Origin of the sequence: Roseovarius marisflavi (assembly GCF_900142625.1) — a bacterium.
GTDB classification, from domain to species: Bacteria; Pseudomonadota; Alphaproteobacteria; order Rhodobacterales; family Rhodobacteraceae; genus Roseovarius; species Roseovarius marisflavi.
The window spans coordinates 62,145-86,278 of the sequence record NZ_FRBN01000014.1 but is presented as its reverse complement, the minus strand read 5'-3'; the positions used below and the strand labels follow the sequence as shown (position 1 = coordinate 86,278).

Below are 24,134 nucleotides of genomic sequence, written 5' to 3'. Positions count from 1 at the left end.
TCTACTCCTTCTCAGCCGCCCAGCAGGGTCAGGCTGTTTTGGGCAATACATGTCACGGCGTCGGGGCGGCTGGCGATCTCGACTACCTGCTCCACCGTGGATTGGGTCACGCCGGTCACACTTGCCCCGGCGATCTGAATAATTTCTCCGGCCGAGGCCTGCTCGATGATGCAATCGGTCACCGGCACGGCATTGACGCGCGGGAACCTGGTGCTGACCACCCCGTTGACCACAGTCTTGGCCCGGTCGCGCGCCAAGGCGTCGGCGGTGCCATTCGCGGCGGCACAGCCCGTCAGGCCGAGTGCCGCGATCAAGGCGAAACCTGCCCACTTCATGCCTCGAGATCCTCACCGATTGCATTGCTTACAAGCACGTCCATCACATTGGTCATCTTTGCCATCTCACGAAAAGCACTCACCCCGTAGGTCTCGAGTGTCATATCACGATAGGCGGCAACGATCTCGTCGAATGCCGCCTCCAGAACGCGGTTTTCAGGGTCGAGACCAGAAATCATGCCAAGCCCGCTTGGACGGGAATCGAGCACGGTGAAATCTAGGTCGGGGCGATAATCCCTCAGGATCGGGATCATTTTCCAGACATCCCCGGACCAGCCTTTGGTCACCTCGGGGTCCCATGCGCGCGCGGCGGCGGCGCTTGAAAAGGGTACAAGATCATGCAGCAGAACAACGCTCTCGCCACGGCAGAGTTTCTCGGTATTGATGAAATCCCGCAGCACGTTTTCAAACAGGTGCATCCCGTCGATGAACGCCAGATCAATCTGATCGGTCAGCCGGGCAATCGCGCCGCTTGCGAAAAAATCATCGCTGGTCTGGCGGTAAAAATGCAACTCGGAGCGTTGTCCGATGACATCCTGTTTGACGCGAAACTCCGGATCGATGGCAATCGCCTTGCCGGTCCCGCGCGCAAGGGAATTGCCGCGCCCGGTGCCGATTTCAAAATACCACTCCGGGTCAAGCAAACGTTGCAGGCGCTCAAGCACATCAAGGTAATGTGGCCCGCTTGCGCGAAGCCACTCATCGGTGCCCGGTTTGGCCGGGCGCCGATCCTGATGCGGCTGAACCATCAGAACGTCCGCTCTTTCGGTGCGATGGTCTTGAGGCTGATACCGCCCTCGGCCTCGGTGGTCAGAGGCTCTGTGACAATCGGGCGATAGCTCAGCTCGACCGATGCGCCATCAACATGCGAGATGGTGTGCACGCGCCATTTCTTGTCGTCGCGGGTGCTGAAATCCTCATGCGCATGGGCGCCGCGGCTTTCCTTGCGGGCCTCTGCGCCGTTGATCGTGGCAAGCGCGTTCGGCATCAGGTTGGTCAGCTCAAGCGTTTCCATAAGGTCGCTGTTCCAGACCAGGCTTCGGTCAGTGACCTGGATGTCATCCATCTTGGCGGCCACGGCCTGCATCTTGTCGACACCCTCGGCGAGGGTTTTCGAGGTGCGGAACACGGCGGCATCGGCCTGCATGGTTTTCTGCATCTCAAGGCGCAGTTCGGCGGTCGGCACGGCGCCCTTGGCATGGCGCAGGGTGTCAAAGCGATCAAGCGCCTTGTCGACCTGTGCCGTATTCGTGGCCGGAACGGCAGTGTCGGGATCGACAACCTTGCCGGCACGAATGGCGGCGGCGCGGCCAAAGACCACAAGGTCGATCAGGCTATTGGAGCCAAGCCGGTTCGCGCCGTGCACCGAGGCACAGCCCGCCTCGCCCACGGCCATAAGGCCGGGCACGATCGCGGTCGGGTCTTTCTTGGTCGGGTTCAGAACTTCACCCCAATAGTTGGTCGGGATACCGCCCATGTTGTAATGCACCGTCGGCAGAACCGGGATCGGCTCCTTGTTGACATCCACACCTGCAAAGATGCGGGCGCTTTCCGAAATCCCCGGCAGGCGCAGCTTGAGCGCCTCAGGCGGCAGGTGGCTCAGGTTGAGGTGGATATGGTCGCCATCGGCGCCGACACCCCGGCCTTCGCGGATTTCCATGGTCATGCAGCGGCTGACATAATCGCGCGGCGCGAGGTCTTTATAGTTGGGCGCATAGCGCTCCATGAAACGCTCGCCCTCAGAGTTGGTAAGATACCCGCCCTCGCCACGTGCGCCCTCGGTGATAAGACAGCCAGCGCCGAAAATGCCGGTCGGGTGGAATTGCACGAATTCCATATCCTGAAGCGGAAGACCGGCGCGCGCCACCATGCCGCCGCCGTCGCCGGTGCAGGTATGCGCCGATGTGGCGCTAAAGTAGGCGCGGCCATAGCCGCCGGTCGCCAGAACAACAGTCTTGGCGTTGAACACGTGGATCGTGCCATCATCAAGCTTCCAGCAGACAACACCGGTACAGGCGCCGTCATCCGACATGATCAGGTCAATAGCGAAATATTCGATATAGAATTCCGCGTTGTTCTTGAGGCTCTGACCATAAAGCGTGTGCAAAATGGCGTGGCCGGTGCGGTCGGCGGCGGCGCAGGTGCGCTGCACCGGGGGGCCTTCGCCGAATTCGGTGGTATGGCCGCCAAACGGGCGCTGATAGATCTTGCCCGCTTCGGTGCGCGAGAACGGCACGCCGTAATGCTCAAGCTCGTAAACCGCCTTGGGCGCTTCGCGGGCGAGATATTCCATCGCGTCGGTATCACCAAGCCAGTCAGAACCCTTGACCGTGTCATACATGTGCCACTGCCAGCTGTCGGGGCCCATATTGCCAAGGCTTGCGGCAATGCCACCTTGCGCCGCGACGGTGTGGCTCCGGGTTGGGAAGACCTTGGTCACACAGGCCGTGCGCAGGCCTTGCTCGGCCATCCCCAGGGTCGCGCGCAGACCGGCGCCCCCGGCCCCCACTACAACGACGTCATAATCATGTGTTTCGTATTCGTAAGCGGCCATGGTCAATTCCTCAAAGCGCGATCTTGGCAAGGGCGAAAAGCCCGGTTGCGGTCAACGCGTAACTTAGTGCGGTCACGCCGATGATCAGGGCCCGTCGCGTCGCACCCTTGCTATAATCTTCAATCATCGTCTGCGCGCCATTCTGGAAATGGCGCAGGCCGACGAACAGGACAAGCCCGGTCAGAATGGCCATGAACGGATGGGAAAAGGCATCTATCACCTCTTGCCGGGTGCCACCAAGGGCACGGCCAAACAGCACAAGAAAGGTCGGCACGATGATGGCAAGGCCAACACCGCTGACCTTCATATGCCAGAAATGTTCGGTTCCGGTTCCCGAGGCGCCTTTGCCCTCGGCACGTTTACGGGCGGTCAGATAACGCATGATAGCCTCCTCAGACCAACAACAGGGTGATAATGGTCAAAACGACCGATCCGATAATCAGACCCCAGCCAAGCTTTTCCGCCGTGGGGATATCCATGCCCTTGCCCGCATCGAAATAGAAATGCCGCAGACCGGCAAGATAGTGATACCAGATCGCCCAGAGCGAGAGGGTAAAGATCAAATCGCCAAACCACGAGGTGACCACCGCATCGGCAACAGCGAAATAGGCGTCAGACGTCGAGGCCGCCAAAAGCCACCAGACCATCAACAGCACCGCCACGATAAGACCATTGCCGGTGATCCGGGTCAGGATCGAGGTGATCGAGGTGAGCTGTGGACGGTAAACCTGGAGGTGCGGGGAAAGCGGGCGTTCAACCGGTTTGGTGTCAGCCATGGATGATCTCCTTCATGCGTACGGGCGGCGCGGCGCAAGCGTCGGCGCGGGCTGTGCCTTTGTGAGATGTTTTAGCGTCGATGTCACCTGTTGGCAGCTAGAAAATCGTGGAATGGGGCCATTGGCCGCAAATTTCCACACTTTGTGATCACGTAAATTATCGTGTGATCACATAATTGCCCGCAAGGAATCAACGACTCGGCTCGACTCAGCCCAGGACAGGCGCGGCACGCGGCGGGCCTGAAGCAATGGCAGGATAAGCCGCACCCTGCTTGTGATCACAAATTTACGAATTCTTAACCCTGAAACGAAAAAGGCCCGGGCCGTTACCGGTCCGGGCCTTGGTGTTGCTGTGTCACGCAGCGCTTAGTGAAGCTTGGCGTCGACCTCGGCGATTGATGCGTCGATTAAAGAGTTGCCGTCTGCGGCTGTCATCTGTTTGGCGATGACATCCTTGGCCGCCGCAACCGCAATGCTGACCGCTTGATCACGCACTTCGCGGATTGCACGGGCTTCGGCAGAGCCGATCTGGTCTTCGGCCGACTTCAAGCGGCGCGCAATCGAGTCCTTCAGGTCAGCCTTGGCCTGATCGGCGGCAACGACCGCTTCTTCCTTGGCATGGGCGACGATACGGTCGGCCTGTTCCTGAACCTCTTTCTGCTTGCGCTCATAGCTGGCCAGAAGGGTCTGGGCCTCTTCGCGCAAAGAGCGGGCTTCATCAAGCTCTGCCTGAATGCCCTCGGCGCGCTCATCAAGCTTTTTGCCAAGCATGCCCGGCACCTTGAGGTACATGAGAAAGCCGACAAAGATCAGGAAAGAGATCAGAACGATGAAGTTGGTATTGCCCAACGAGACGAAAGGCCCCGATGCCGCCAGCGCAGGGCTGGCAAGTGTGGCTGCGGCCAGAGTGGCTAGAATTTTCCGCATGCGATTACCCTTTCATCCGGGCGGTCACAGCCGCGGTTACAGTGCGCTTGTCGGCCTTGCCGCCAAGAGCAGCAACGATTTCACCAGTGGTGTCGTTGGCAACCTCTCTGACGCTTTCAAGAGCGTTGGCGCGGATCTCGTCGATTTTCTTTTCGCCCTCGGCAGTCTTTGCCGCGATCTCGGCGTCAGCCTTGGCAATCGCCTTGTCGAGATCGGCTTTGATCTCGGCCTTGGCCTCGTTGACGATGGTCTGTGCCTCGCCGCGGGCATCGGCCAGAGCCTTGTTGTAAGCCTCTTCAGCCTCGACCGCCTTGGCCTTGAGGTCTTCGGCGGCTGCAAGGTCATTGGTAATGGTGCCATGACGCTCAGCCAGCACAGCCGCAATCCGCGGCAGCGCAATGCGCGACAGGACAAAATAGATCACGACAAGCGTGACCAGAAGCCAGAAAATCTGGTTGCCGAAGTGATCGAAATTAAGCTGCGGCAACCCCGGCGCGGATGCGGCGGCGTCAGCGGCGTTGTGCGTTTCGCTTGCCATGTCGTTCTCCTAAGGGAAAGTTCCGTGCACCGGGCGGCGACGACAATGCGCCGCCCCCCGGTCGAAAGGATCAGCTACCCAAGAGTCTTAGACAGCGAACATGAGCAGAAGCGCGACGAGGAACGAGAAAATCCCCAGAGCTTCGGCAAATGCGATACCGATGAACAGTGTCGCGGTCTGGCCAGCAGCGGCCGAAGGGTTACGCAGAGCGCCCGAGAGGAAGTTGCCGGCCACGTGACCCACACCAAGAGCCGCGCCACCCATGCCTGTGCATGCGAGGCCTGCGCCGATGTAGGCACCCATTTGTACGATATCGCCTTCCATGTGATTTCTCCTTAAGTTGGAATTGGCATTGATCAGTCGGTCGTGAGGCAGGCGAACCCGCCGTCGTTTCGAAGCAGGATCAGACCTGCCGGTTTGTTCGCAGGGTGGGTGGAACCCACCGTATCCCTTAGTGGCTCGGATGCAGCGCATCCTTGAGATAGACACAGGTCAGGATGGTAAAGACATAGGCCTGAATGAATGCCACAAGCACCTCAAGCGCATAGATCGTCGAGATCGCCAGGATCGACAGCGGCGTGACCACAAGGCCGATACCGGTCGAGATCAGGATCATCGGCGCGAAGGCCGCGAAGACTTTGACCACAGCGTGACCGGCCATCATGTTGCCTGCAAGACGAATGGAATGGCTGACCGGGCGCACGAAGTAGGAAATCACCTCGATCAGCGCCAGTACCGGGCGCAGCGCCAGCGGCGCCGAGCTCACCCAGAACAGGCCGAGAAAGCCAAAGCCATGCTTGACGAAACCCACGATGGTTACGGTCAGGAACACCATCACCGCCATTACAGCCGTCACCGCGATATGACTCGTGGTGGTAAAGGCCATCGGCAGGAGGCCGAGGAAGTTTGCGAAAAGAATGAACAGGAACAGCGTCATGATGTAGGGAAAGAACACCAGTGCATCCTTGCCGGCGACGTCTTCGACCATCTTGCGGATGAAATCATAGACCAGCTCGGCAACCGACTGCACCCGGCTCGGGATCGTGGCGCGCCCGGAGGTGCCCAGAACCAGAAGCGCGAAGATCGCCAGAACGGTCAGTGCCATCCACAAGGTCACATTGGTCAGCGTGAAAAGGCCAACCGGCCCGTCGCCAAACAGCGGTTTGACAATGAACTGATCCATCGGGTGGAATACCAGACCGCCTTGATCGGCACCATGCGTTTCAGTCGCCATTTTTTGCCCTCTCATCGGCGCCCTTTTCGGGCGCATTGTCGCTGACCGTAGCGGCCATGTTCTTTTGCTGCAGTTCGGCCGCGCTTCGCATCATCGTTTTGACGCCGGCCGCCAGACCCAGCAATGTAAACAGCACCAGGAAAATCGGGAGCGTCCCGAACAGGCTATCCAGCCCGTACCCTATGCCAAAGCCGATCAACAGACCGGCAACAAGTTCAATCACCATCCGCCAGGCGAGATTTGCCTGGGAATAATGTTCCTCCTGATGAGACTTTGGCGCATCCTTGGCTTTGAGCCGGTTGATCCTCGCCTCAAGCTGCGCAAGTCGCTCTGCCTGATCGGGATCTGTCACGCCGTCGCCCCTCAACTCGGTTGCGCCTTTGCTATGCGGCAGCCGCCCCCGAGTCAAGCGCCGGGCCGCAGTGCGGAAATACGATGTAACCTTTTGTTTTTTTGAGTATTTTTGGAAAGATGAAAGGCGCGTGCGATTCCGCCGCAGGGCCTGTTTCGCGCCGAGGGGGCGCTTTGGTTATATTCAACCAGATGGTTGAGCTTTTTCTGGATCACTGGCGCACCGGGCCGACGGGTCACCGAACCCGGCCCGGCGCGCAGGGGGCTTTATCGAATGATGAAGACCGAAACCTTGGCATGCTGGGCGATATAGCCGCCATGCGAGCTGAAGATATGTTCAAGGATGCCGGGCACGTGGCTTGCCATGATCACAAGATCGGCGCCGGTGCTCTCGATCGCTTTCATTAGCGCCGAGGTGGTTTCGACCTCGGGGTCATGGCTGATGATGGTTTCGGCCTCGACTTCAACCCCATATTTGTCGCGCAGGCCCTTGGCGAACGCCTGAACGGTCTCGGTGAATTCGCCCGAGTTGTGACCAAGTTCGTTGGGCATTTCACCGCCCACGCTGACCACCTTGATGACCGCGCCGTGCTGCTTTGCCATTTCACCGGCCACGTCCAGTGCCTTGGCAAGCGTATCCTTGTGAACCAGATCGACGGGAACCATGATTGTTGAAAACATACTCAATCCTTTCGCGTTTCCTGTTGTTGCGCCACGAGCCTAAACCGGCGGCTGATCCGTGACTTTGTCACAGATCAATCCGGTTTGGCAGGCAAAAGAGCCGGAAAAGTCACACTTGACCCGCACGGCCGATGCGCGGGGCCCGCATTAGCGTTGACGCCGGGCATCTGGTTGGGCTTAACAAGATCATGGATAAATCGCAGGCACTTGATACCGTTTTTGCCGCCCTCGGCGACCCGACCCGCCGCGCGATCCTGTCGATGCTGCTCGAGGATGACATGGCCGTGACCGATGTGGCCGATCCCTTCGAGATGAGCCTTGCGGCGATCTCCAAGCATCTCAACATCCTCAGCCGCGCAGGCCTTATCAGTCAGGAACGGCGCGGGCGTGTGAAATGGTGCAAGCTGGAGCCCGACGCGATGCGCGATGCAAGCATCTGGATGCAGGGCTTTGGTCAGTTCGAGGCGGTGAATCTTGACGCTTTTGAAAGGTTCCTGCGCGCAGAGTTGCCCGATGAGTCCTGACGCCAAACATCTGCCCGAGGCCCGGATTGACGTGCTCAGCCGCGCGATTGTCATGCCGATGACCGCCGGGACCGGCCACGCCTGTGGTGTGGTGACGGCGGATGGCGATGCGGTTGCACAGGCGCGCACCCTGTTGTCGGGCGGACGGTTCACGCCGGACCCTGATGCGCCAGACGGGCCGGTCGCGCATCTGCGCGGTCGCTGGCTTTTTGTCGGGGTCGGGCGACATCATTTCGGTCATTTCCTTCTGGAATGCATCAGCCGCCTCTGGGCGCTTGATTACGCCGAAGGGCCCTTTGACGGGATCATCATCATCCCGATGCAGGGACGCGATATTGCGGCGGTGATCCGGCGCCGCCTTGGCCCGCTTCTCGACATCCTGGGACAGGGATTGCCCGTGCACCTGGCCGCAGAGCCGGTTCAGGTTGACGAATTGGTGGTGCCAAGCCAGGGCATGGGGCATATGCACTGGACCGGCGGCACCCCCGAATTTCGCACCTATGTGCGCCAGCACCTCTGCGCCGCGTTGACGCCCGAGGGGCCGGACAAACTCTATATCTCGCGCCGTCGGCTCAAAAATCCGGCCCAGCAGGTGCCACATGAACAGCAAATCGAACGCTGGCTGTCGGCGGCGGGCTATACGATCTTTCATCCCGAGCGCCATACGATTGCCGTGCAATGCCAACGCTACATGGCCGCGCATGACATTGTCGGCCCCGATGGCTCGGCCTTTCATCTTGCGCCCTTCGTGATGCCGATTGGTGCGCGGGTCGGCCTTATCCAGCGGCGCACGCGCCAGCCCGCCTTTGATGCCATCGCGCGCCAGATCACCAGCTTTGCCAAGGCCGACCTCTGGACCAACGCGGCCCTGTCGCAGATGGCCAGCGACCCGCAACCAAGCGAGCGCGAAAGCGCGATGCCACCGGAGATGCGTCAATTGCGGTTCGATCTGAAAAAGGCCGGGTTTATCTGAGAACGGCGGTTTCGTCCTTAAGCAACAGGAACAGCGCCACAACCGTCAACCCGATCCCCGCCAGCACAAGACCGCCCGGCACCGGATGGCCAAGCGCCACCTGCCAGCAGATGACCCAAGAGGGCGTGAGATAGGTATAGGCCATCACCTTGGCGCTTGGCAGGTGCAGGCTTGCGTATTGCAGCAACACAAAGGTCAGGGCCGTGGCAAAAAGCGCCGTATAGATCAGCGTGATCCACACGATCCCGGGCAAAGCGGCCCAATCGGTCGCTTCGATATCGGACCAGCCCGCCAACGTGATCAGCCCAGCCGCCGCCAGCATGGTGCCAAAGGAAAACGCCACCGGACGCTCGCCGCGATTGAGAAGGCGCACCAGCGGCGTATAGATCGCATGCGCCGCGCAGCCCCAGAAATAGATCACCTCGCCGCGCCCGACCTCAAACGCCAGCAAAGCCCCAAGGTCGGCGCGAAAGATCACCCAGAGCGCGCCCATCGCCCCGATCGCCAGGGCAAGCGCCATGCGCGGCGTGGTGATCTGGCGCAGCATCACATAGCCCGCCAGCCCCGCCATCACCGGCGTCAGGGTAAACACCGCCGCCGCAGACACCGGCGGCGCGGTTTTCAGCCCCTCGAACATCAGCACGAAGTAAAGCCCCATCGCCCCGCCAAGCAGCAGATAGCGCCAGGGCGCGCGCCAGGTACTGCGCGGGATGCCGGTGGTCATCGCCGCCCCGGCCCCGACGAGCATCGCCGCCAGAACAAAGCGCGGCGCATTCAGGGCGGCCGGTGCAATATACCCAGCCGCCAGCGACCCAAGCGCGAAAGACCCCGCCACAAGCGCCGAGAACGCCAGCATCGCAAGATGCCCGCGCGCGGCAGGCATCATTCGGGCTGCCAGGCTTTGGAATGCTCCTTGAGAAAGGCCAGAAACGCCTGAACCTTGGTGGTGCGGTGCAGATCCATATGCGTCACAAGCCACAGTGGCGCGGCCCAGTCCGGCTTGGGCGGCACCACCTGGACAAGCCCCTCGACCTCGGCGGCCTGCAAGACCGAGGTAAAGCCGATACCGGCCCCACTCAGGATCGCGCGGCGCTGTGCATGCACATCACCGCTTTTGAAGATGATATTCTCGGCGGGCACGTTTTCCTGCATCCAGCGGGCAAAGGGCGCGCGGCTTTTCGGATCATCCGCGCCGACAAAGCGATGCGTGCCGAAATCCTTGCATGACTCTGGCAGGCCATGGCGCGCCACATAGGCCTCGCTGGCATAAAGCGTGAAGTCCTGGCGGAAAAACGGCTGAACCACATTGTCGGGCTGATCGGGAACCGCGCCCGCGCGCACCGCCACATGTGCCTCGCCATATTCAAGCCGGAACAGGCGGTCGCCGGTCAGATAGCGCACGGTCAGCCCCGGATAGGCATCCTGAAACGCCGCCAGAACCGGCACCAGCAAATGACTGAGCCCGCCGATGGAGGTGACCACCAACTCGCCGGACACCTCGTTGCCGCGCCCTTTGATGCGCCCGGCCAGCTGGCTGAACTGATCATCGGTGGCCTGCGCGACACGCAACAGATCGCTGCCCGCCTCGGTCGGCGTATAGCCGCGCGCATGGCGCTGAAAAAGCTTGACGCCAAGGCGTTCCTCCAGCGCGTCAATGTGCCGGATCACCGTGGCATGATGCACGCCCAAAACCTCTGCGGCGCCGCTGACCGTGCCAATGCGCGCGACGTTATAGGCGGTGCGCACTTCATCCCAATGTTCCATTGTTCTCTCTGTGCGTTAACTCACATCGCCCCCCGGCAACACGGTCGGGCGTTCGCATCTGTCGTAAAGCGCAAGGCCCATTCCCGCAACGGCAAAACGATTCCCGACTTTTTGACCTGACGCAATGCGCCACCGCTGATTGGGGCGTAAAATGGTTAAATATTGACCGGAGCCTCGAACATGCCAAGTCTCCTTATCCATGCCGCACGCGTGCTTCTGTTGGTATTGCTGTGCTCGCAAGGCAGCGAGGCGCAGGATCTCGACCCGCATCAGGTTTTTGAGGCAGAGTGCCTGTCGTGCCATGGTCATGCCGGAGCCTTTGCCCGCGCGAAGCTTCACCTTGACAGTGACACACCAATGACCTCGGGCGACAGGCCGGTTGCGGCGTTTCTCCGCTATCATCGCGGAGGCCAGCCAGAGCCCGCAATCCAGAGCCTTGTGGCGATGTTTCGCCAACAACTTTTGTCAGGCGGGTTATACAGTGGGCTGGACCAGCGTTGCCTGTTCTGTCATGACCGCGCCTATGATTTCGCACGCCAGCGGCTTGTCCTGCGTGACGGCAAGCTTGTCGGGCGCTATAGCGGTCATGACATCGCCGCCTTTCTGCCCGGTCATGCCCGCCTGACCCCGTCCGAAGCCGCCCGGATGTATGCAACCTTCGAAAGCTTCTTGCTGCCGCCCCGCTAGGCCCTCGCCCAAATCCCAAGGCTTGACTCGTGCCATCGGCGCGCGTAAACGCCACCCAACCTCCGGAAGTTCAACGCTTCCGGTCCCTATGCCATTGTGCAGGGATCGCCCTCCGTCAGCGCGTTGCGCCCACGGGGGAGATTGGCATTTGCACCGTCCCTGCCTATTTTGGGGCTATTGATCAACTGCTCAAAGGAGCGCCTGAGATGTTTGAAAATCTGTCCGAACGCCTCTCCGGTGTCTTTGACCGGCTGACGAAACAAGGGGCGCTGTCCGAAGAGGATGTCAAAACCGCCCTGCGTGAGGTGCGTGTTGCCCTGCTTGAGGCCGATGTGTCGCTGCCCGTGGCGCGCGATTTCGTCAAGGCGATTCAGGAAAAGGCCACCGGTCAGGCGGTCACCAAATCCATCACCCCCGGCCAGCAGGTCGTCAAGATCGTGCATGACGCGCTGATCGACACGCTGCGCGGATCGGATGACCCCGGTGCGCTGCGCATCGACAACCCGCCTGCCCCGATCCTGATGGTCGGTCTGCAAGGCTCGGGCAAGACAACCACCACCGCCAAGCTGGCCAAGCGCCTGAAAGAGCGCGACGGCAAACGCGTGCTGATGGCTTCGCTTGACGTGAACCGCCCGGCGGCGATGGAACAGCTGCAAATTCTCGGCACCCAGATCGGGGTTGATACCCTGCCGATCGTCAAGGGCGAAGACCCGGTGGCGATTGCCAAACGCGCCAAGACCCAGGCCGCAATGGGCGGCTATGACGTCTATATCCTCGACACGGCCGGGCGTCTGCATATCGACACCGACCTGATCGCCCAGGCCGCCGCCGTGCGCGACGTGGCCAAGCCGCGCGAGACGCTGCTGGTGGTCGATGGCCTGACCGGTCAGGACGCGGTCAACGTGGCGACAGAGTTTGACGACAAGATCGGCGTGACCGGCGTGATCCTGACGCGGATGGATGGTGACGGGCGCGGCGGTGCCGCCCTTTCAATGCGCGCTGTCACCGGCAAGCCGATCCGCTTTGTCGGCCTTGGCGAAAAGCTCGACGCGCTTGAGACGTTTGAACCCGAACGCATCGCCGGGCGCATCCTTGGCATGGGCGATATCGTAAGCCTTGTCGAAAAGGCCCAGGCCACCATCGAGGCCGAACAGGCCGAGCGGATGATGAAGCGCTTTCAAAAGGGTCAGTTCAACATGAACGACCTCAAGATGCAGCTTGAGCAGATGCAGAAGATGGGCGGCATGGAAGGCATGATGGGCATGATGCCCGGCATGGGTAAAATGGCCAAACAGGTGCAGGACGCCGGGTTTGACGACAAGATCATCACCCGCCAGATCGCCCTGGTGCAATCCATGACCAAGAAAGAACGCGCCAATCCCGCCCTGCTTCAGGCAAGCCGCAAAAAGCGGATCGCGGCGGGGGCCGGCCTTGAGGTCTCCGAGCTGAACAAACTTCTGAAGATGCACCGCCAGATGGCCGACATGATGAAGAAGATGGGCAAGGGCGGCATGCTCAAACAGGCCATGAAAGGCATGCTTGGCGGCAAAGGCGCAGGCGGCATGCCCGACATGAATGATCCCAAGGCCATGGAAGAGGCCGCGCGCGCCATGGGCGGCAAGCTGCCCGGTGGTTTGGGCGGTCTTGGTGGCATGGGCGGCGGCATGGGCCTTCCGCCCGGCCTGTCCGGTTTTGGGAAAAAGAAATAACCCATGCTTTCATCTTTCCTCAAATACTCAAATCCGACGCGGCGAGCGGCGTGGCGCTTCAGGGGGGCACAGCAATGAGCCTGACCCAGGCCCCGATGCTTGAAACCGAGCGCCTGATCCTGCGCGGCCCGGAGCCGCGCGATATCGAGCCGCTTATCGCGTTTCTTCTGGATGAGGCGCGCGCAAGCGGCTTTGGCGCCGCGCCCAACCGCGGCGAGGCCTGGCGCTGGTTCGCGTTGAACGTCGGACATTGGCATATCCACGGCTATGGCTATTTCAGCATCGAGATGAAAGACACCGGCGAGACCGTCGGCATCAGCGGCATCTGGAACCCCGAAGGCTGGCCCGAACCCGAGCTTGGCTGGGTCGTGTTTGACGGCTTTGAGGGCAAGGGCATCGCTCATGAGGCCGCCGAACGGGCGCGCCGCTATGCCTATCAGGATCTCGGCTTTACCACGCTCACCTCGAATATCGTGCCGGGCAACACCCGCTCTGTCGCGCTTGCCGAACGGCTTGGCGCATGGTTCGAGCGCGAATATGAGAACATCCACATGGGCCACGATCTTTTGTATCGCCACCCCGGACCGGGTGACCTGTTCGAGCGTGACGCAGACGATGACGGCTCGGTCGAGGCCTACGCATGACCCTGTCGCGCATCCCCACCATCGAAACGCGCCGCCTTGTGCTGCGCGGGCCCACGCCCGAGGATTACCCCGATTTCAAGGCCACGTTCAGCTCGTATCGCTCGCGCTTCATGGGCGGGCCGCTGAACAAATACGAGGCATGGATGCTCTATGCCGCCGAGATCGGCCATTGGGAAATCCGCGGCTTTGGCATGTGGATGATCCACGACAAGAACAGTGATGCGACGCTTGGTATGGCCGGCGGCTGGTTTCCTGCCGCATGGCCCGAACGCGAAATCGCCTGGATCATCTGGCCCGACAAGGCCGGTCACGGCTATGCGCTTGAGGCGACCAATGCCGTGCGCCGTCATTTCTATGAAACGCAGGGCTGGGACGGCGCGGTAAGCTATATCGACCCCAAGAACCTTGACAGCATCCGCCTTGCCGAGCGTCTTGGCGCCACCAAGGACAAGGATGCGGCGACCATTGACGGCAATGACGCCGTCTATCGCCACCCCTCGCCCGAGCGCCTGAAGTCCGGCCAGATCGCCGACGGGATTGAGCTTGAGATCAACCATTACTGCGACCCGCTTTTCAAACCGAAAGGGATGCCCCTTGACTGATCAAAGCACCCGCGCCGCCGCGCTCCTGAAAGGCCACCGCGAGTCGATCGACCGGCTTGACGCGATCCTTGTCTATACCCTTGGCGAGCGCTTCAAGCACACCCAGGCGGTTGGCCGTCTCAAGGCCGAACACGACCTTCCCCCGTCCGATCCCGCCCGCGAGGCGACCCAGATCGCGCGGCTCGAAGACCTGGCTCATCAGGCCGATCTCGACCCTGAATTCGCCAAAAAGTTTCTCAACTTCATCATCGCTGAAGTGATCCGACACCATCAACAACACCAATCGTAAGGCGGCACAAACGCCCCCTGACCCACGCCATTCAAAGGAGAACATCACATGGCTATGAAAATTCGTCTCGCCCGCGGCGGCAGCAAAAAGCGCCCCTTCTATCGCATCGTAGCGGCCGACAGCCGCATGCCGCGCGATGGCCGTTTCATCGAGAAACTGGGCACCTACAACCCGCTTCTGCCGAAAGACAGCGAAGAGCGCGTGAAAATGGACATCGAGCGCATCCAGCACTGGATCGCCCAGGGCGCCCAGCCCACCGACCGCATCAGCCGCATGCTTGAAGCTGCTGGCGTCGTGCCGAAAACCGAGCGTGCCAACCTGAAAAAAGGCACCCCCGGCAAGAAAGCCCAGGATCGCGCAGAAGAGAAAGCCGCCAAGGCCGCCGCCGCTGCCGAAGCTGCTGCTGCTCCGGCAGAAGAGCCCGCCGCAGAGGCCGGTGCAGAAGAGTAAGACAGGGATATCGCTGGAATGTCAGGCTTTTCCCAAGACTTCCAGAACGACCTGCTTGATCTCATGCGGTGGCGGCGCGATGTGCGCCGTTTCCGCCGCGATCCGGTGGACGAGGCACTCTTGCAAGAGTGTCTCGCCACCTTTCAGCTTGCGCCCTCTGTGGGCCTGTCTGAACCCTGGCGTGTGATCCATGTGCAAAGCGACGCTGCGCGCGCCGCCGCCCTTGCGAATTTCAAGACCGCCAATCAACGCGCGCTTGACGGCTATAGCGGCGAAAAAGCCAGCCTTTACAGCGGCCTGAAACTATCTGGCATGCAAGACGCCCCGGTGCAGCTCGCGATTTATTGCGATGACAGCACCACCAAAGGCGCGGGCCTTGGGGCGGGCACGATGCCCGAAACCCGGCGTTATTCCGTGGTTGGCGCAATCACCCATTTCTGGCTTGCGGCGCGGGCGCGCGGGCTTGGCGTCGGCTGGGTCTCGATCCTTGACCCGGCAGAGCTTGCCCGCGACCTGGCTGCGCCAACAGACTGGTCGCTTGTGGCCTATCTCTGCGTCGGCTGGCCCGAAACCGAAAATGACACGCCAGAGCTAGAGCTTGCCGGTTGGGAAACACGCCAGACCGACATGATTATCGAGACCCGCTAAATGATTTTCCGCCCGATCCGCACGCTTATCCTGATGGGTTTGGTTTTTCTGGCCGGAATCGTATTTGAACGCTATCAGCACAGCCAACGCTGCGCGGTCGCCCAAGGCGTCGCACAGGATGGGCTTTGCAGGGGACTCCGCCAATGAATGACGAAAACCGTATCTGTGTCGGCGCCCTTGGCGGCGCCTTTGGTGTTCAGGGCGAGGTGCGCCTCAAAAGCTTCACCGCCACGCCCGAGGATATCGCGGAATACAGCCCGCTGACCTCGGAAGACGGGGCCAGATCATTTGAAATCACCCTGACCGGGCAACTCAAGAACGGGTTCACCGCGCGCCTGACGGGCGTGACCAGCAAAGAGGCCGCCGATGCCCTGCGCGGCACCCGGCTTTATGCCGAGCGCGACCAGCTTCCGCATCTTCCCGACGATGAATATTACCACGCCGACCTGATCGGGCTTGAGGTTTATGACACCGGCGGCACGCTTTTGGGCAAGGTCAAGACCGTGCTCAATCACGGCGCTTCGGATATTCTTGAGGTTCAGGCCCCCGGGACAAGCGCCACGGTCCTGCTGCCCTTTACCTTGCAAGCGGTGCCCACGGTCGACCTTGCCGCCGGTCGGATCATCGCCGACCCGCCCGATGGCCTTTTTTAAACCTAGCCAGCCCTGACGCCCTCGAAGAAAATTCACCGAATTTTCCTCAACGAAGATTTTTCGGCGAAAAATCTTGCCTGCGCCCTAACCCGCAGGTTAAGGCCCGAACCTATGACAAACTCACCCAGATCCCATGGCCGCAAATCGATCAGCGCCACCGCCCGGCCCCGCGAGCTGATCACGCCCACGCCCCGCCTTGTCGGGGCATGGACCGCCAAGGTGATCACCCTGCTGCCGCAGGCCTTTCCGGGTATTTTGGGCGAAAGCCTGACCGGGCGTGCCCTGCAAGACGGGCTTTGGGCACTGGAAACCATCGATCTGCGCCTGTTTGGTGAAGGCAAGCATCGCAATGTCGATGACACGCCTGCGGGTGGCGGGGCAGGCATGGTTTTACGCGCAGACGTCATGGGCCGCGCCATCGAACAGGCCCAGACCGGCACCCCCTCCGGCTGGCCACTGATCTATCTTAGCCCGCGTGGCAAGCGGCTTGATCAAGCGATGGTGCAGGGTCTTTCAGAGGCCCCCGGCGCGACCCTGATCTGTGGGCGCTTCGAGGGGCTTGATGAGCGCGTGATCCAACACTACGACATTCAGGAAGTCTCGCTTGGTGATTTCGTGATGACCGGCGGCGAGATTGCCGCGCAGGCCTTGATCGACGCCACTGTCCGCCTCTTGCCCGGCGTTTTGGGGAATGCCGAAAGCGCGCTTGAGGAAAGCCATTCCAACGGCCTTTTGGAGCATCCGCAGTACACCCGCCCCGCCGAATGGATGGGTCGCGAAATCCCTTCGATTCTCACCTCGGGCGATCACGCCAAGGTCGCAAAATGGCGTCGCGAGATGTCTGAGAAGATCACCGCAGACCGCCGCCCTGATCTCTGGGCGGCTCATCAGACGGCGCAAAAAGCCAAATAGCCCCCCTGCGTTCAGCCCATGAACCGGACAACAATACGCCTTGCGTCATTTCCGGTTTCACCATAAACAGCGCCTGTTCCCAGTCGGTTTTCCGACTCGGCAGTGTGTGGCGTTTTTGCAGGGTGTGCCGTCGGGGTTTCTTCATCCCATCGCGGACCCTACGGCAAAAGGCACCACGGACGACGCAAAATAATGACGACCTGATCTCTGGCGGGCGCCCTGCGAACCCGGAAGAAGACCAAGAGCTCTGAGGCGCAACACACCTTTGCGGAATAACCGCAAGCAAATTAGGAGAGAAGCGATGGATATTATCGCTCAGTTGGAGGCGGAACAAATCGCCTCGCTCGGGAAAACCATTCCCGATTTCAGAGCCGGCGACACGATCCGCGTCGGTTTCAAGGTGACCGAAGGTACCCGCACCCGCGTTCAGAACTTTGAAGGCGTCTGCATCAGCCGCAACAACGGCAAAGGCATTGCCGGGTCGTTCACCGTTCGCAAGATTTCATTTGGTGAAGGCGTTGAACGTATGTTCCCGCTCTATTCGACCAATATCGACAGCATCGAGGTTGTCCGTCGTGGCCGCGTTCGTCGCGCCAAGCTGTACTATCTGCGCTCGCGTCGCGGCAAATCGGCCCGTATCGCGGAAAACGCCAACTACAAGCCCCTCTCGGGCGCTTCAGCGTAAGGACGTCTCCGATGAGAAAAGACATTCACCCCGATTACCACCTGATCGACGTCAAAATGACCGACGGCACGATCGTTCCGATGCGTTCGACCTATGGCAAGGAAGGCGACACGCTTTCGCTTGATATCGACCCGACGGTACACCCTGCCTGGACTGGCGGAACCTCGCGTCTGATGGATGCCGGTGGCCGCGTTTCGAAGTTCAAGAACAAATATGCCGGTCTTGGTTTCTGATCACACGACCTTTGCATGGCACAAAGAAACGCCGTCCCTCGGGGCGGCGTTTTTCTTTTGGCATTTTAGGTTAAAGCGGTCGGAGATCCGTGGCCTTAGGCCACCAATTGCTCGGCTTTCTTGAGGTCAACCGACACAAGCTGGCTGACGCCCTGCTCGGCCATTGTCACCCCAAACAGCCGGTCCATCCGGCTCATCGTGACGGCGTGGTGCGTGATGATCAGGAACCGCGTTTCGGTGCGTCGGCACATCTCGTCAAGCAGGTCACAGAACCGCGTCACATTGGCATCGTCCAGCGGCGCATCGACCTCGTCTAGCACGCAAATCGGCGCCGGATTTGCCAGGAACACAGCAAAGATCAACGCAAGCGCCGTCAGCGTCTGTTCGCCCCCCGACAACAGGCTCAGCGTCGAAAGCTTCTTGCCCGGCGGCTGGCACATGATCTCAAGCCCGGCCTCAAGCGGGTCGTCGCTTTCGACCAGCACAAGGTTGGCTTCGCCGCCGCCAAAGAGATGGCGGAACAAAAGGGTAAAGTTGGAATTCACCTGTTCAAAAGCTGTCAAAAGCCGCTCGCGGCCCTCGCGGTTCAGGCTGGCAATACCATTGCGCAGGGTCTTGATCGCCTCTTCAAGGTCGGTCTTTTCGCGAACCAGCTCGTCATGCTCGACCTGCACCTCCTGCGCGTCTTCCTCGGCACGCAGGTTGACCGCGCCAAGCGCGTCGCGCTGCCGCTTGAGGCGGTTCACATCGGCCTCGATGGCATCCGAGGCAGGCATCGCATCGGGATCGGCGCCAAGGCTTTCAAGCAGGGCCTCGGGCGTGGTGTCTTGCGCGTCATGAATGCGCTCGGCGGACAAAGACAGGGTTTCGCGCGCGGCATCGGTGCGGGCCTCGGCGCGGGCGCGGGCCTCGCGAGCCTCGGACGCAAGGCGCTCTGCCTCGCGCTCATCCAGCGCGGCCTGGCGCGCGACGCCCTCGGCCTTGGAAAGCGCATCGGCGGCGGCGGCGCGGCGGGCTTCGCTGCGGTTGATTTCTTCGCCCAGCTCCGAGCGTTTGGCGGCAAGGATTTCGGGCGCGGCATTGGCATCGGCCAGCTCGACCTCAGAGGTGGCCTTGCGTTCGGCAAGCTCTGCGCTGCGCTTTTCAGCGGTCTCAAGGCGATGGCGCCAACCGCTGATTTCCTTGGTGATTTCCTGGCTGCGGCGGGTGCGGCGCTCGCCCTCGCGGCGCATTTCATCCTGTGCCGACCGCTTGGCCATCATGGTCATGCGCGCCGCTTCAACCGTCAACTTGATATCCTCAAGATCGGCCCGCGCCGCATCAAGATCGCCCAGATCGGCAAGGCCTTTCTCGGCCTCAATCAGATCGCTGCGCGCCGACATCGCCTCGTCCTCGTGGCGGGTCACGGCAAGGCCGAGGGATTCAAGCCGCGAGCCGGCAAGGTTGCGGTCGGCCTCGGCGCGGCTCAGGGCGCGGTTGGCCTCGTTCACCGCGACATCGGCGGCACGACGCGCATCGCGGGCGCTGCGGTCTTCGTCGGTGCGCCGCGCAAGCTGATCGCGCAGGGCCTCATGCGCCTGCATTGCGCCCTCGGCGCGCGCGGCCGCATGCTCAAGCTGTTGCTTGAGCTCTTCCAGCCGGTTGAGCTGTTGCAGGCGCAGCGCCGCCGCACTTGGCGCATCCTCGGCCCAGGCACGATAGCCATCCCACCGCCAAAGATCGCCCTCTACGCTGACCAGCCGCTGACCGGGTTGCAACAAGGGCTGAAGGCGCGGGCCCTCGTCGGGATCAACAAGACCGATCTGCCCCATGCGCCGCACCAGAACCTCGGGCACCGACACGTGATTGGTCAACGCTGTCACCCCGGTCGGCAGCGGTTGCGGGGCGTCATAGCCCGGCAAAACCGCCCAGCCGGACGGGCCATCGGCCTCGACCTCAGGCGCGCGCAGGTCATCCGCAAGCGCCGCGCCAAGCGCCTTTTCAAAGCCCTGCTGAACCTGAAGGCGATCCATGATCTGGCCGCCTTCGGCGGTGTCGCGCTGTACCAGCTTGGCCAGCGCCGTGACCTCGGCGCGCAGGGCGTTCATCTCGCCTTCGGCTTCCGAGCGCCCGGCACGGGCCTCGGCCTCGCGCGATTGCGCCTCGGCGCGGGCCTCGTCGGCGACGACAAGCGCGGCTTCGGCGGCTTCGGCGGCGGCAACGGCGGTGGCTTCGGCCATACTGGCGGCCTCGTGATCGGCGCTGGCCTTTTCAAGCGCCTCGCGCGATCCGGCTTGCGCAACGCGCGCGCGCTCGGCTTCGGCCTCGCTTTTGGCAAGGGTCTTGCGGCTATCGTCAAGCAGGCGCTGCGCGGATTGGTGGCGCGCGGACAGGCGGGCCATATCCTCGGTCATCTGGCTCAGGTCGCTTTCGCGCTCCTGCAAAATCTGCGCCGCTTCGCGGGCTGTGGCCTGCACCTCATCAAGGCGGTCTTCGTGGCCCTCGGCGCCCTTGGCAAGTTCGCGCGCCTCCCAGTCGAGCCGCTCGATGGTTTCGCCCGCATCGCGGTTGAGACCGGTTTCACGCTCGATATCGCGGGCAAGCTGTTCGATCCGCCGCTCCAGCGTCTCGATCCGCTCGCGGGCATTGGCCTCTTGCTCGCTCAGGGTGTCGCGCTGCACGGTGAGCCGTTGCAGGATCGCCGCCGCAATCGCCTCTTCTTCGCGCAGGGCTGGCAGGGCATCATCGGCCAGACCGCGCGCTTTGGCGGCCTCGCGGGCGGCCTTTTCGGCCCGCGCCGCCTCGGTGGTGCGCTCGCGCAACTCGTCCTCGGCGCGGGCACGGGCGAGATCGGCCTCTTTCCAGCGCCGATAGAGCAACAGCCCCTCGGACTGGCGCAATTCCTCGCCGATCTGGCGATAGCGCGCAGCTTGCCGCGCTTGCCGCGCGAGCTGTGCCAATTGCGCCGCAAGCTGTTCGATCACGTCATCGACGCGGGTCAGGTTGGTCTCCGCCGCACGCAATTTCAACTCCGCCTCGTGGCGGCGCTGATAGAGGCCGGAAATTCCGGCCGCCTCTTCCAGAATACGGCGGCGCGATTTCGGCTTGGCGTTGATCAGCTCTGAAATCTGGCCCTGACGCACAAGCGCGGGCGAATGTGCCCCGGTCGAGGCATCGGCAAACAGCATCTGCACATCACGCGCGCGCACATCCTTGGAATTCACCTTATAGGCGCTGCCCACATCGCGGGTGATGCGGCGCACGATCTCTAGGTTATCCGAGTCGTTGAACCCTGCGGGCGCAAGCCGGTCGGAGTTATCAAGCTGAATCACCACCTCGGCGAAATTGCGCGCCGGGCGGGTGGCCGCGCCGGCAAAGATCACGTCCTCCATCCCGTCGCCGCGCATGGCGGTGGGGCGGTTTTCGCCCATCACCCAACGCAGCGCCTCAAGCAGGTTCGACTTGCCACAGCCATTCGGCCCGACCACCCCGGTCAGCCCGTGGGCGATGATCAGGTCGGTCGGATCAACGAAGCTTTTAAAGCCGGTCAATCTGAGTTTCGAGAACTGCAAGCGGGCCTCGGGTTGGGGTTGGGGGCCATCGGGCCGGTGATTCCTTTGACTCACGAGTGTGACCAAGCCACGCGGCCCCTGTCAACGGCCAACCACATCATATTGGGCACCGACCGGAGTTATCCACACAATATTGCGGATATCCGCCTAGCTATCTTCCCAGCGAAAGCCCTTGGCATCGGCCCGCACGCGCCCGATCGACGGCAGGCGGAAATGCGAGCCAAGCACCGTGCATCCGGTTTCTGCTGTCATCATCAAAAGGCGACGGCGCGAAACCTCGGCGCGATCCGGGCCGAGATCATACTTGAAATGCCATTCAAGATGCCAGCATTGCATCACTGAATGCCGCGCATTACCGCCTCGACTGCCCCGCGATCGAGACATGCCCAAGGGTATGGCCAGGCTTCGGAAACAGGGTGATGTGATCGCACATCATACGTCCGGGCTGCACCATCTCCGCCTGACCGGCCTCAATTACCGGCAGCACGATTTCGGCAAAGCTATAAGTGGGCTGCGCGCATATCCGGCCCGCCGTTCGGGAAAAGCGCCTCGGGGGCCATGAACGGCCCGTTGATCTAAAGAATGCGCCAGATTTCGATCTCACCGATTCTGCAGAGCATCAAAGCCCCCTCGCTATTTCTTGCCCATCTTGTCGCAAAAACAGTATCCCGTCGCCAAGTTTGACACAAACCCAAAGGCCCAATGCCGCTCCTTGCGCGGCCAAGGTCGGAATCAACCTTGACGCAATTGGCCCCGGGCCTCATACCAGAAGGGCAAGGTTCCCCGCTTAAAGGTGCAAAGCGCCTGGGGATGAATTGGGAATGAAGTGATGGTGGACCCAAGCAGGGCGCCTAGTCTTCAGCCGCCCCCGCGACTGTAAGCGGTGAGCCCCTGTCACATGCCACTGGATCGCAAGGTCCGGGAAGGCGGCAGTAAGGCGACGACCCGCGAGCCAGGAGACCAGCCCTGCGTTTGTCAATCCCGCCTCGGGTGAGAGGTGTAAAGGAGATACTGCTATGACTGCACTGGTTCAAACCGCCGCCAAATCTACCGTACTGCCCTTCGTGGCCGCCATGGTCCTCGGGCTCGGCATCGTCACGATTGCCGGCCATGTTCAGGCCTCTGCCCTGCATGACGCCGCCCATGACGTGCGCCACGCAACCGGCTTTCCCTGCCACTAAGCCATGTTTTCCAAAATTGTGACCAGCGCGTTGCTCGCTGGGTTCTGCACAGGGCTGATAGCCGCCCTGCTGCAGTTTGTGCTCATTCAGCCGGTGCTTTTACACGCCGAGCTGTATGAGGCCGGCACGCTTGTGCATTTCGGGAACAGCGCGACCGTTGCCACCCCCGACTTGCCGGGGTTCGATATGATGCGCGACGGGCTCACCCTGTTGTTCTCGGCGCTGATCTATGTCGGCTACGGGCTTGTGCTTGTGGCAGCTATGGGAATGGCCGCAGAGTACGGTGCAACCATCACTGCGCGCACGGGCCTGATCTGGGGCATTGCGGGCTTTGTTGCCTTGCATTTCGCCCCTGCCGTCTCCTTGCCGCCCGAAGTGCCCGGCGGCGCCTATACCGATATCACCGCCCGCCAGATCTGGTGGTGGGGCACGGTGATTGCCACGGCCGTTGCGCTCGCCTTGATCGCCTTTGGCCGCGCGCCGGTGATGATTGCCGCGGCGATTGCGCTTTTGCTGGCGCCGCATGTGATCGGCGCCCCGCATCCAGAGGTCTTTGCCGGGCCTGTTCCGCCGGAATTGGCGGCGCTCTTTGCCACCCGCGCGCTTGGCGTCGGATTGGCGGCCTGGGCGCTTTTGGGCACGCTGGCCGGGTATTTCTGGGCCCGCGAATCGGCCGAAAGCTAACCGACACGCCCCGGCGGTCCGCCGCCGGGGCACCCCTTTAGGAGAGCCCGCATGCCCAAAACCTTTGCCTTCCTGCTGATCGGGCTGTTTTTCGGCGTCGGCTTCGGCTTTCTTCTGGCCGCCACCACCGGCGCCGAGCTTACCGGGCACGACCACGCCGAGGTTGACGCCTTGCATGATCACACTGCCCATGATCATGGCGCCGACGGCCCGGATCATTCCAAACTGACCGATGTGACCAGCCCCGCGCCACAGATCAGGCTAAGCCTGCACCCCGACGGGCCGCAAAGCCGCAACCTGCATATCGAGATCTCCCATTTCACCTTTGCCCCCGAGGCGGTGAATGGCCCACATGTGCCGGGCCAGGGCCATGCGCATATCTACCTCAACGGCATGAAGATCGCGCGTACCTACGGGCCGTGGTTTCAGCTTGATGCGCTGCCGCCGGGGCGCCACGATATCCGCGTGACCCTGAATGCCAATGACCACAGCCAGCTTGCCGATCAGGGCAGCCCGATCGAGGCCCATGCCGAGCTTGTGATCGAATGA

General features: G+C 61.7%; 31 protein-coding genes and 1 riboswitch. Of the genes, 16 read left to right on the top strand and 15 right to left on the bottom strand.

Translation table 11 applies throughout. The features are described 5' to 3' along the window. Positions 1-11 precede the first annotated feature (11 nt). From BUB78_RS13085 to BUB78_RS13035, 11 genes are all read right to left on the bottom strand, one after another. Positions 12-335 (bottom strand): succinate dehydrogenase, encoded by a 324-nt coding sequence (locus BUB78_RS13085; RefSeq protein ID WP_073198598.1) that lies wholly within the window; start codon positions 333-335, stop codon positions 12-14. Beyond that, positions 332-1,084: a class I SAM-dependent methyltransferase gene (locus tag BUB78_RS13080; RefSeq protein WP_084732866.1), complete on the bottom strand. Its 753-nt coding sequence runs from the start codon at positions 1,082-1,084 to the stop codon at positions 332-334. The genes BUB78_RS13085 and BUB78_RS13080 overlap by 4 nt, the downstream gene beginning before the upstream one ends. Further along, the gene (gene sdhA / locus BUB78_RS13075; protein ID WP_073198595.1) at positions 1,084-2,889 is read right to left on the bottom strand and encodes a succinate dehydrogenase flavoprotein subunit; all 1,806 of its coding nucleotides are present in this window, start codon (positions 2,887-2,889) and stop codon (positions 1,084-1,086) included. The genes BUB78_RS13080 and sdhA overlap by 1 nt, the downstream gene beginning before the upstream one ends. A gap of 10 nt (positions 2,890-2,899) precedes the next feature. Further along, positions 2,900-3,271: a succinate dehydrogenase, hydrophobic membrane anchor protein gene (gene sdhD / locus BUB78_RS13070; RefSeq protein WP_073198593.1), complete on the bottom strand. Its 372-nt coding sequence runs from the start codon at positions 3,269-3,271 to the stop codon at positions 2,900-2,902. Between the two features lie 10 nt (positions 3,272-3,281). After that, positions 3,282-3,665, bottom strand: a complete 384-nt coding sequence (gene sdhC / locus BUB78_RS13065; RefSeq protein ID WP_073198591.1) for a succinate dehydrogenase, cytochrome b556 subunit — start codon at positions 3,663-3,665, stop codon at positions 3,282-3,284. Positions 3,666-4,031: 366 nt separating this feature from the next. Continuing rightward, entirely contained in the window at positions 4,032-4,592 is a 561-nt protein-coding gene (locus BUB78_RS13060; RefSeq protein WP_073198588.1) for a F0F1 ATP synthase subunit B, read from the bottom strand. Between the two features lie 4 nt (positions 4,593-4,596). After that, positions 4,597-5,130, bottom strand: coding sequence for a F0F1 ATP synthase subunit B' (locus BUB78_RS13055; protein ID WP_073198586.1), 534 nt, complete (start codon positions 5,128-5,130; stop codon positions 4,597-4,599). An 87-nt stretch (positions 5,131-5,217) separates the two neighbouring features. Then, positions 5,218-5,454 (bottom strand): F0F1 ATP synthase subunit C, encoded by a 237-nt coding sequence (locus BUB78_RS13050; RefSeq protein WP_073198584.1) that lies wholly within the window; start codon positions 5,452-5,454, stop codon positions 5,218-5,220. A 127-nt stretch (positions 5,455-5,581) separates the two neighbouring features. Further along, entirely contained in the window at positions 5,582-6,364 is a 783-nt protein-coding gene (locus BUB78_RS13045; protein WP_073198582.1) for a F0F1 ATP synthase subunit A, read from the bottom strand. Next, the gene (locus BUB78_RS13040; protein WP_073198630.1) at positions 6,354-6,716 is read right to left on the bottom strand and encodes an AtpZ/AtpI family protein; all 363 of its coding nucleotides are present in this window, start codon (positions 6,714-6,716) and stop codon (positions 6,354-6,356) included. The genes BUB78_RS13045 and BUB78_RS13040 overlap by 11 nt, the downstream gene beginning before the upstream one ends. Before the next feature lie 266 nt (positions 6,717-6,982). Beyond that, the gene (locus tag BUB78_RS13035; protein ID WP_073198581.1) at positions 6,983-7,396 is read right to left on the bottom strand and encodes a universal stress protein; all 414 of its coding nucleotides are present in this window, start codon (positions 7,394-7,396) and stop codon (positions 6,983-6,985) included. A 188-nt stretch (positions 7,397-7,584) separates the two neighbouring features. Between BUB78_RS13035 and BUB78_RS13030 the strand changes: the two genes are divergently transcribed. Both BUB78_RS13030 and BUB78_RS13025 read left to right on the top strand, forming a co-directional pair. Further along, positions 7,585-7,920: an ArsR/SmtB family transcription factor gene (locus BUB78_RS13030; RefSeq protein ID WP_073198628.1), complete on the top strand. Its 336-nt coding sequence runs from the start codon at positions 7,585-7,587 to the stop codon at positions 7,918-7,920. Then, positions 7,910-8,893, top strand: coding sequence for a glycosyltransferase family 61 protein (locus tag BUB78_RS13025; RefSeq protein WP_073198579.1), 984 nt, complete (start codon positions 7,910-7,912; stop codon positions 8,891-8,893). Before BUB78_RS13030 ends, BUB78_RS13025 begins: the two co-directional genes overlap by 11 nt. Here BUB78_RS13025 and BUB78_RS13020 read toward each other — a convergent pair. Beyond that, the gene (locus BUB78_RS13020; RefSeq protein WP_073198577.1) at positions 8,886-9,779 is read right to left on the bottom strand and encodes a DMT family transporter; all 894 of its coding nucleotides are present in this window, start codon (positions 9,777-9,779) and stop codon (positions 8,886-8,888) included. The genes BUB78_RS13025 and BUB78_RS13020 overlap by 8 nt on opposite strands. Further along, entirely contained in the window at positions 9,776-10,657 is an 882-nt protein-coding gene (locus tag BUB78_RS13015; protein ID WP_073198575.1) for a LysR family transcriptional regulator, read from the bottom strand. The genes BUB78_RS13020 and BUB78_RS13015 overlap by 4 nt, the downstream gene beginning before the upstream one ends. A 180-nt stretch (positions 10,658-10,837) precedes the next feature. Here BUB78_RS13015 and BUB78_RS13010 point away from each other — a divergent pair, with 180 nt between their 5' ends. From BUB78_RS13010 to rpmE, 11 genes are all read left to right on the top strand, one after another. Then, a complete protein-coding gene (locus tag BUB78_RS13010; RefSeq protein ID WP_073198573.1) occupies positions 10,838-11,344 on the top strand; it encodes a hypothetical protein in 507 nt (168 codons plus the stop codon). Between the two features lie 206 nt (positions 11,345-11,550). Beyond that, positions 11,551-13,053 (top strand): signal recognition particle protein, encoded by a 1,503-nt coding sequence (ffh, locus tag BUB78_RS13005; RefSeq protein ID WP_073198571.1) that lies wholly within the window; start codon positions 11,551-11,553, stop codon positions 13,051-13,053. 74 nt (positions 13,054-13,127) lie between these two features. Then, on the top strand, positions 13,128-13,697 hold the full coding sequence (locus BUB78_RS13000) for a GNAT family N-acetyltransferase (RefSeq protein WP_073198569.1): 570 nt from the start codon (positions 13,128-13,130) through the stop codon (positions 13,695-13,697). Continuing rightward, entirely contained in the window at positions 13,694-14,299 is a 606-nt protein-coding gene (locus tag BUB78_RS12995; protein WP_073198567.1) for a GNAT family N-acetyltransferase, read from the top strand. Before BUB78_RS13000 ends, BUB78_RS12995 begins: the two co-directional genes overlap by 4 nt. Beyond that, on the top strand, positions 14,292-14,588 hold the full coding sequence (locus tag BUB78_RS12990; RefSeq protein ID WP_073198565.1) for a chorismate mutase: 297 nt from the start codon (positions 14,292-14,294) through the stop codon (positions 14,586-14,588). The genes BUB78_RS12995 and BUB78_RS12990 overlap by 8 nt, the downstream gene beginning before the upstream one ends. Positions 14,589-14,636: 48 nt before the next feature. Then, positions 14,637-15,038: a 30S ribosomal protein S16 gene (gene rpsP / locus BUB78_RS12985; protein ID WP_073198563.1), complete on the top strand. Its 402-nt coding sequence runs from the start codon at positions 14,637-14,639 to the stop codon at positions 15,036-15,038. An 18-nt stretch (positions 15,039-15,056) separates the two neighbouring features. Next, the gene (gene bluB, locus BUB78_RS12980; protein ID WP_073198561.1) at positions 15,057-15,686 is read left to right on the top strand and encodes a 5,6-dimethylbenzimidazole synthase; all 630 of its coding nucleotides are present in this window, start codon (positions 15,057-15,059) and stop codon (positions 15,684-15,686) included. 143 nt (positions 15,687-15,829) lie between these two features. Further along, positions 15,830-16,339 (top strand): ribosome maturation factor RimM, encoded by a 510-nt coding sequence (gene rimM, locus BUB78_RS12975; protein ID WP_073198559.1) that lies wholly within the window; start codon positions 15,830-15,832, stop codon positions 16,337-16,339. A gap of 111 nt (positions 16,340-16,450) precedes the next feature. Further along, positions 16,451-17,251, top strand: a complete 801-nt coding sequence (trmD, locus tag BUB78_RS12970; RefSeq protein WP_073198557.1) for a tRNA (guanosine(37)-N1)-methyltransferase TrmD — start codon at positions 16,451-16,453, stop codon at positions 17,249-17,251. A gap of 301 nt (positions 17,252-17,552) precedes the next feature. Continuing rightward, positions 17,553-17,936 carry a 50S ribosomal protein L19 gene (gene rplS, locus BUB78_RS12965; RefSeq protein WP_073198555.1) on the top strand — a complete coding sequence of 128 codons (384 nt, stop codon included), beginning with the start codon at positions 17,553-17,555 and terminating at the stop codon, positions 17,934-17,936. An 11-nt stretch (positions 17,937-17,947) separates the two neighbouring features. Then, positions 17,948-18,169: a 50S ribosomal protein L31 gene (rpmE, locus tag BUB78_RS12960; protein ID WP_073198553.1), complete on the top strand. Its 222-nt coding sequence runs from the start codon at positions 17,948-17,950 to the stop codon at positions 18,167-18,169. 95 nt (positions 18,170-18,264) lie between these two features. Here the strand turns inward: rpmE and smc are convergent, their stop codons facing one another. Next, a complete protein-coding gene (gene smc / locus BUB78_RS12955; RefSeq protein WP_073198626.1) occupies positions 18,265-21,720 on the bottom strand; it encodes a chromosome segregation protein SMC in 3,456 nt (1,151 codons plus the stop codon). 147 nt (positions 21,721-21,867) lie between these two features. Next, positions 21,868-22,056: a hypothetical protein gene (locus BUB78_RS12950; protein WP_073198551.1), complete on the bottom strand. Its 189-nt coding sequence runs from the start codon at positions 22,054-22,056 to the stop codon at positions 21,868-21,870. Between the two features lie 423 nt (positions 22,057-22,479). Next, positions 22,480-22,703: riboswitch (cobalamin riboswitch) on the top strand. 33 nt (positions 22,704-22,736) lie between these two features. On the opposite strand from BUB78_RS12950, the gene BUB78_RS12945 reads away from it, so the two are divergent. Genes BUB78_RS12945 through BUB78_RS12935 form a run of 3 tightly spaced genes read left to right on the top strand, consistent with a single transcriptional unit; the run spans position 22,737 to position 24,134 of the window. Then, entirely contained in the window at positions 22,737-22,901 is a 165-nt protein-coding gene (locus tag BUB78_RS12945; RefSeq protein ID WP_073198549.1) for a CbtB domain-containing protein, read from the top strand. 3 nt (positions 22,902-22,904) lie between these two features. Beyond that, a complete protein-coding gene (locus BUB78_RS12940) occupies positions 22,905-23,585 on the top strand; it encodes a CbtA family protein (RefSeq protein ID WP_073198546.1) in 681 nt (226 codons plus the stop codon). Positions 23,586-23,636: 51 nt separating this feature from the next. Then, a complete protein-coding gene (locus tag BUB78_RS12935) occupies positions 23,637-24,134 on the top strand; it encodes a hypothetical protein (RefSeq protein WP_073198545.1) in 498 nt (165 codons plus the stop codon).

Bases quoted from the DNA above. Each gene is read 5' to 3' on its own strand.
- BUB78_RS13080 (WP_084732866.1), bottom strand. From the start codon at position 1,084: ATGGTTCAGCCGCATCAGGATCGGCGCCCGGCCAAACCGGGCACCGAT.
- BUB78_RS13060 (WP_073198588.1), bottom strand. From the start codon at position 4,592: ATGCGGAAAATTCTAGCCACTCTGGCCGCAGCCACACTTGCCAGCCCT.
- rplS (WP_073198555.1), top strand. From the start codon at position 17,553: ATGGATATTATCGCTCAGTTGGAGGCGGAACAAATCGCCTCGCTCGGG.
- BUB78_RS12940 (WP_073198546.1), top strand. From the start codon at position 22,905: ATGTTTTCCAAAATTGTGACCAGCGCGTTGCTCGCTGGGTTCTGCACA.
- BUB78_RS12935 (WP_073198545.1), top strand. From the start codon at position 23,637: ATGCCCAAAACCTTTGCCTTCCTGCTGATCGGGCTGTTTTTCGGCGTC.
- BUB78_RS13010 (WP_073198573.1), top strand. From the start codon at position 10,838: ATGCCAAGTCTCCTTATCCATGCCGCACGCGTGCTTCTGTTGGTATTG.
- rpmE (WP_073198553.1), top strand. From the start codon at position 17,948: ATGAGAAAAGACATTCACCCCGATTACCACCTGATCGACGTCAAAATG.
- ffh (WP_073198571.1), top strand. From the start codon at position 11,551: ATGTTTGAAAATCTGTCCGAACGCCTCTCCGGTGTCTTTGACCGGCTG.
- BUB78_RS13000 (WP_073198569.1), top strand. From the start codon at position 13,128: ATGAGCCTGACCCAGGCCCCGATGCTTGAAACCGAGCGCCTGATCCTG.
- BUB78_RS13030 (WP_073198628.1), top strand. From the start codon at position 7,585: ATGGATAAATCGCAGGCACTTGATACCGTTTTTGCCGCCCTCGGCGAC.
- sdhC (WP_073198591.1), bottom strand. From the start codon at position 3,665: ATGGCTGACACCAAACCGGTTGAACGCCCGCTTTCCCCGCACCTCCAG.
- BUB78_RS12995 (WP_073198567.1), top strand. From the start codon at position 13,694: ATGACCCTGTCGCGCATCCCCACCATCGAAACGCGCCGCCTTGTGCTG.
- rimM (WP_073198559.1), top strand. From the start codon at position 15,830: ATGAATGACGAAAACCGTATCTGTGTCGGCGCCCTTGGCGGCGCCTTT.
- BUB78_RS13055 (WP_073198586.1), bottom strand. From the start codon at position 5,130: ATGGCAAGCGAAACGCACAACGCCGCTGACGCCGCCGCATCCGCGCCG.
- BUB78_RS13035 (WP_073198581.1), bottom strand. From the start codon at position 7,396: ATGTTTTCAACAATCATGGTTCCCGTCGATCTGGTTCACAAGGATACG.
- rpsP (WP_073198563.1), top strand. From the start codon at position 14,637: ATGGCTATGAAAATTCGTCTCGCCCGCGGCGGCAGCAAAAAGCGCCCC.
- BUB78_RS13085 (WP_073198598.1), bottom strand. From the start codon at position 335: ATGAAGTGGGCAGGTTTCGCCTTGATCGCGGCACTCGGCCTGACGGGC.
- BUB78_RS13020 (WP_073198577.1), bottom strand. From the start codon at position 9,779: ATGATGCCTGCCGCGCGCGGGCATCTTGCGATGCTGGCGTTCTCGGCG.
- sdhA (WP_073198595.1), bottom strand. From the start codon at position 2,889: ATGGCCGCTTACGAATACGAAACACATGATTATGACGTCGTTGTAGTG.
- BUB78_RS13015 (WP_073198575.1), bottom strand. From the start codon at position 10,657: ATGGAACATTGGGATGAAGTGCGCACCGCCTATAACGTCGCGCGCATT.
- BUB78_RS13050 (WP_073198584.1), bottom strand. From the start codon at position 5,454: ATGGAAGGCGATATCGTACAAATGGGTGCCTACATCGGCGCAGGCCTC.
- BUB78_RS12945 (WP_073198549.1), top strand. From the start codon at position 22,737: ATGACTGCACTGGTTCAAACCGCCGCCAAATCTACCGTACTGCCCTTC.
- trmD (WP_073198557.1), top strand. From the start codon at position 16,451: ATGACAAACTCACCCAGATCCCATGGCCGCAAATCGATCAGCGCCACC.
- BUB78_RS13045 (WP_073198582.1), bottom strand. From the start codon at position 6,364: ATGGCGACTGAAACGCATGGTGCCGATCAAGGCGGTCTGGTATTCCAC.
- BUB78_RS13025 (WP_073198579.1), top strand. From the start codon at position 7,910: ATGAGTCCTGACGCCAAACATCTGCCCGAGGCCCGGATTGACGTGCTC.
- bluB (WP_073198561.1), top strand. From the start codon at position 15,057: ATGTCAGGCTTTTCCCAAGACTTCCAGAACGACCTGCTTGATCTCATG.
- sdhD (WP_073198593.1), bottom strand. From the start codon at position 3,271: ATGCGTTATCTGACCGCCCGTAAACGTGCCGAGGGCAAAGGCGCCTCG.
- BUB78_RS12950 (WP_073198551.1), bottom strand. From the start codon at position 22,056: ATGCAATGCTGGCATCTTGAATGGCATTTCAAGTATGATCTCGGCCCG.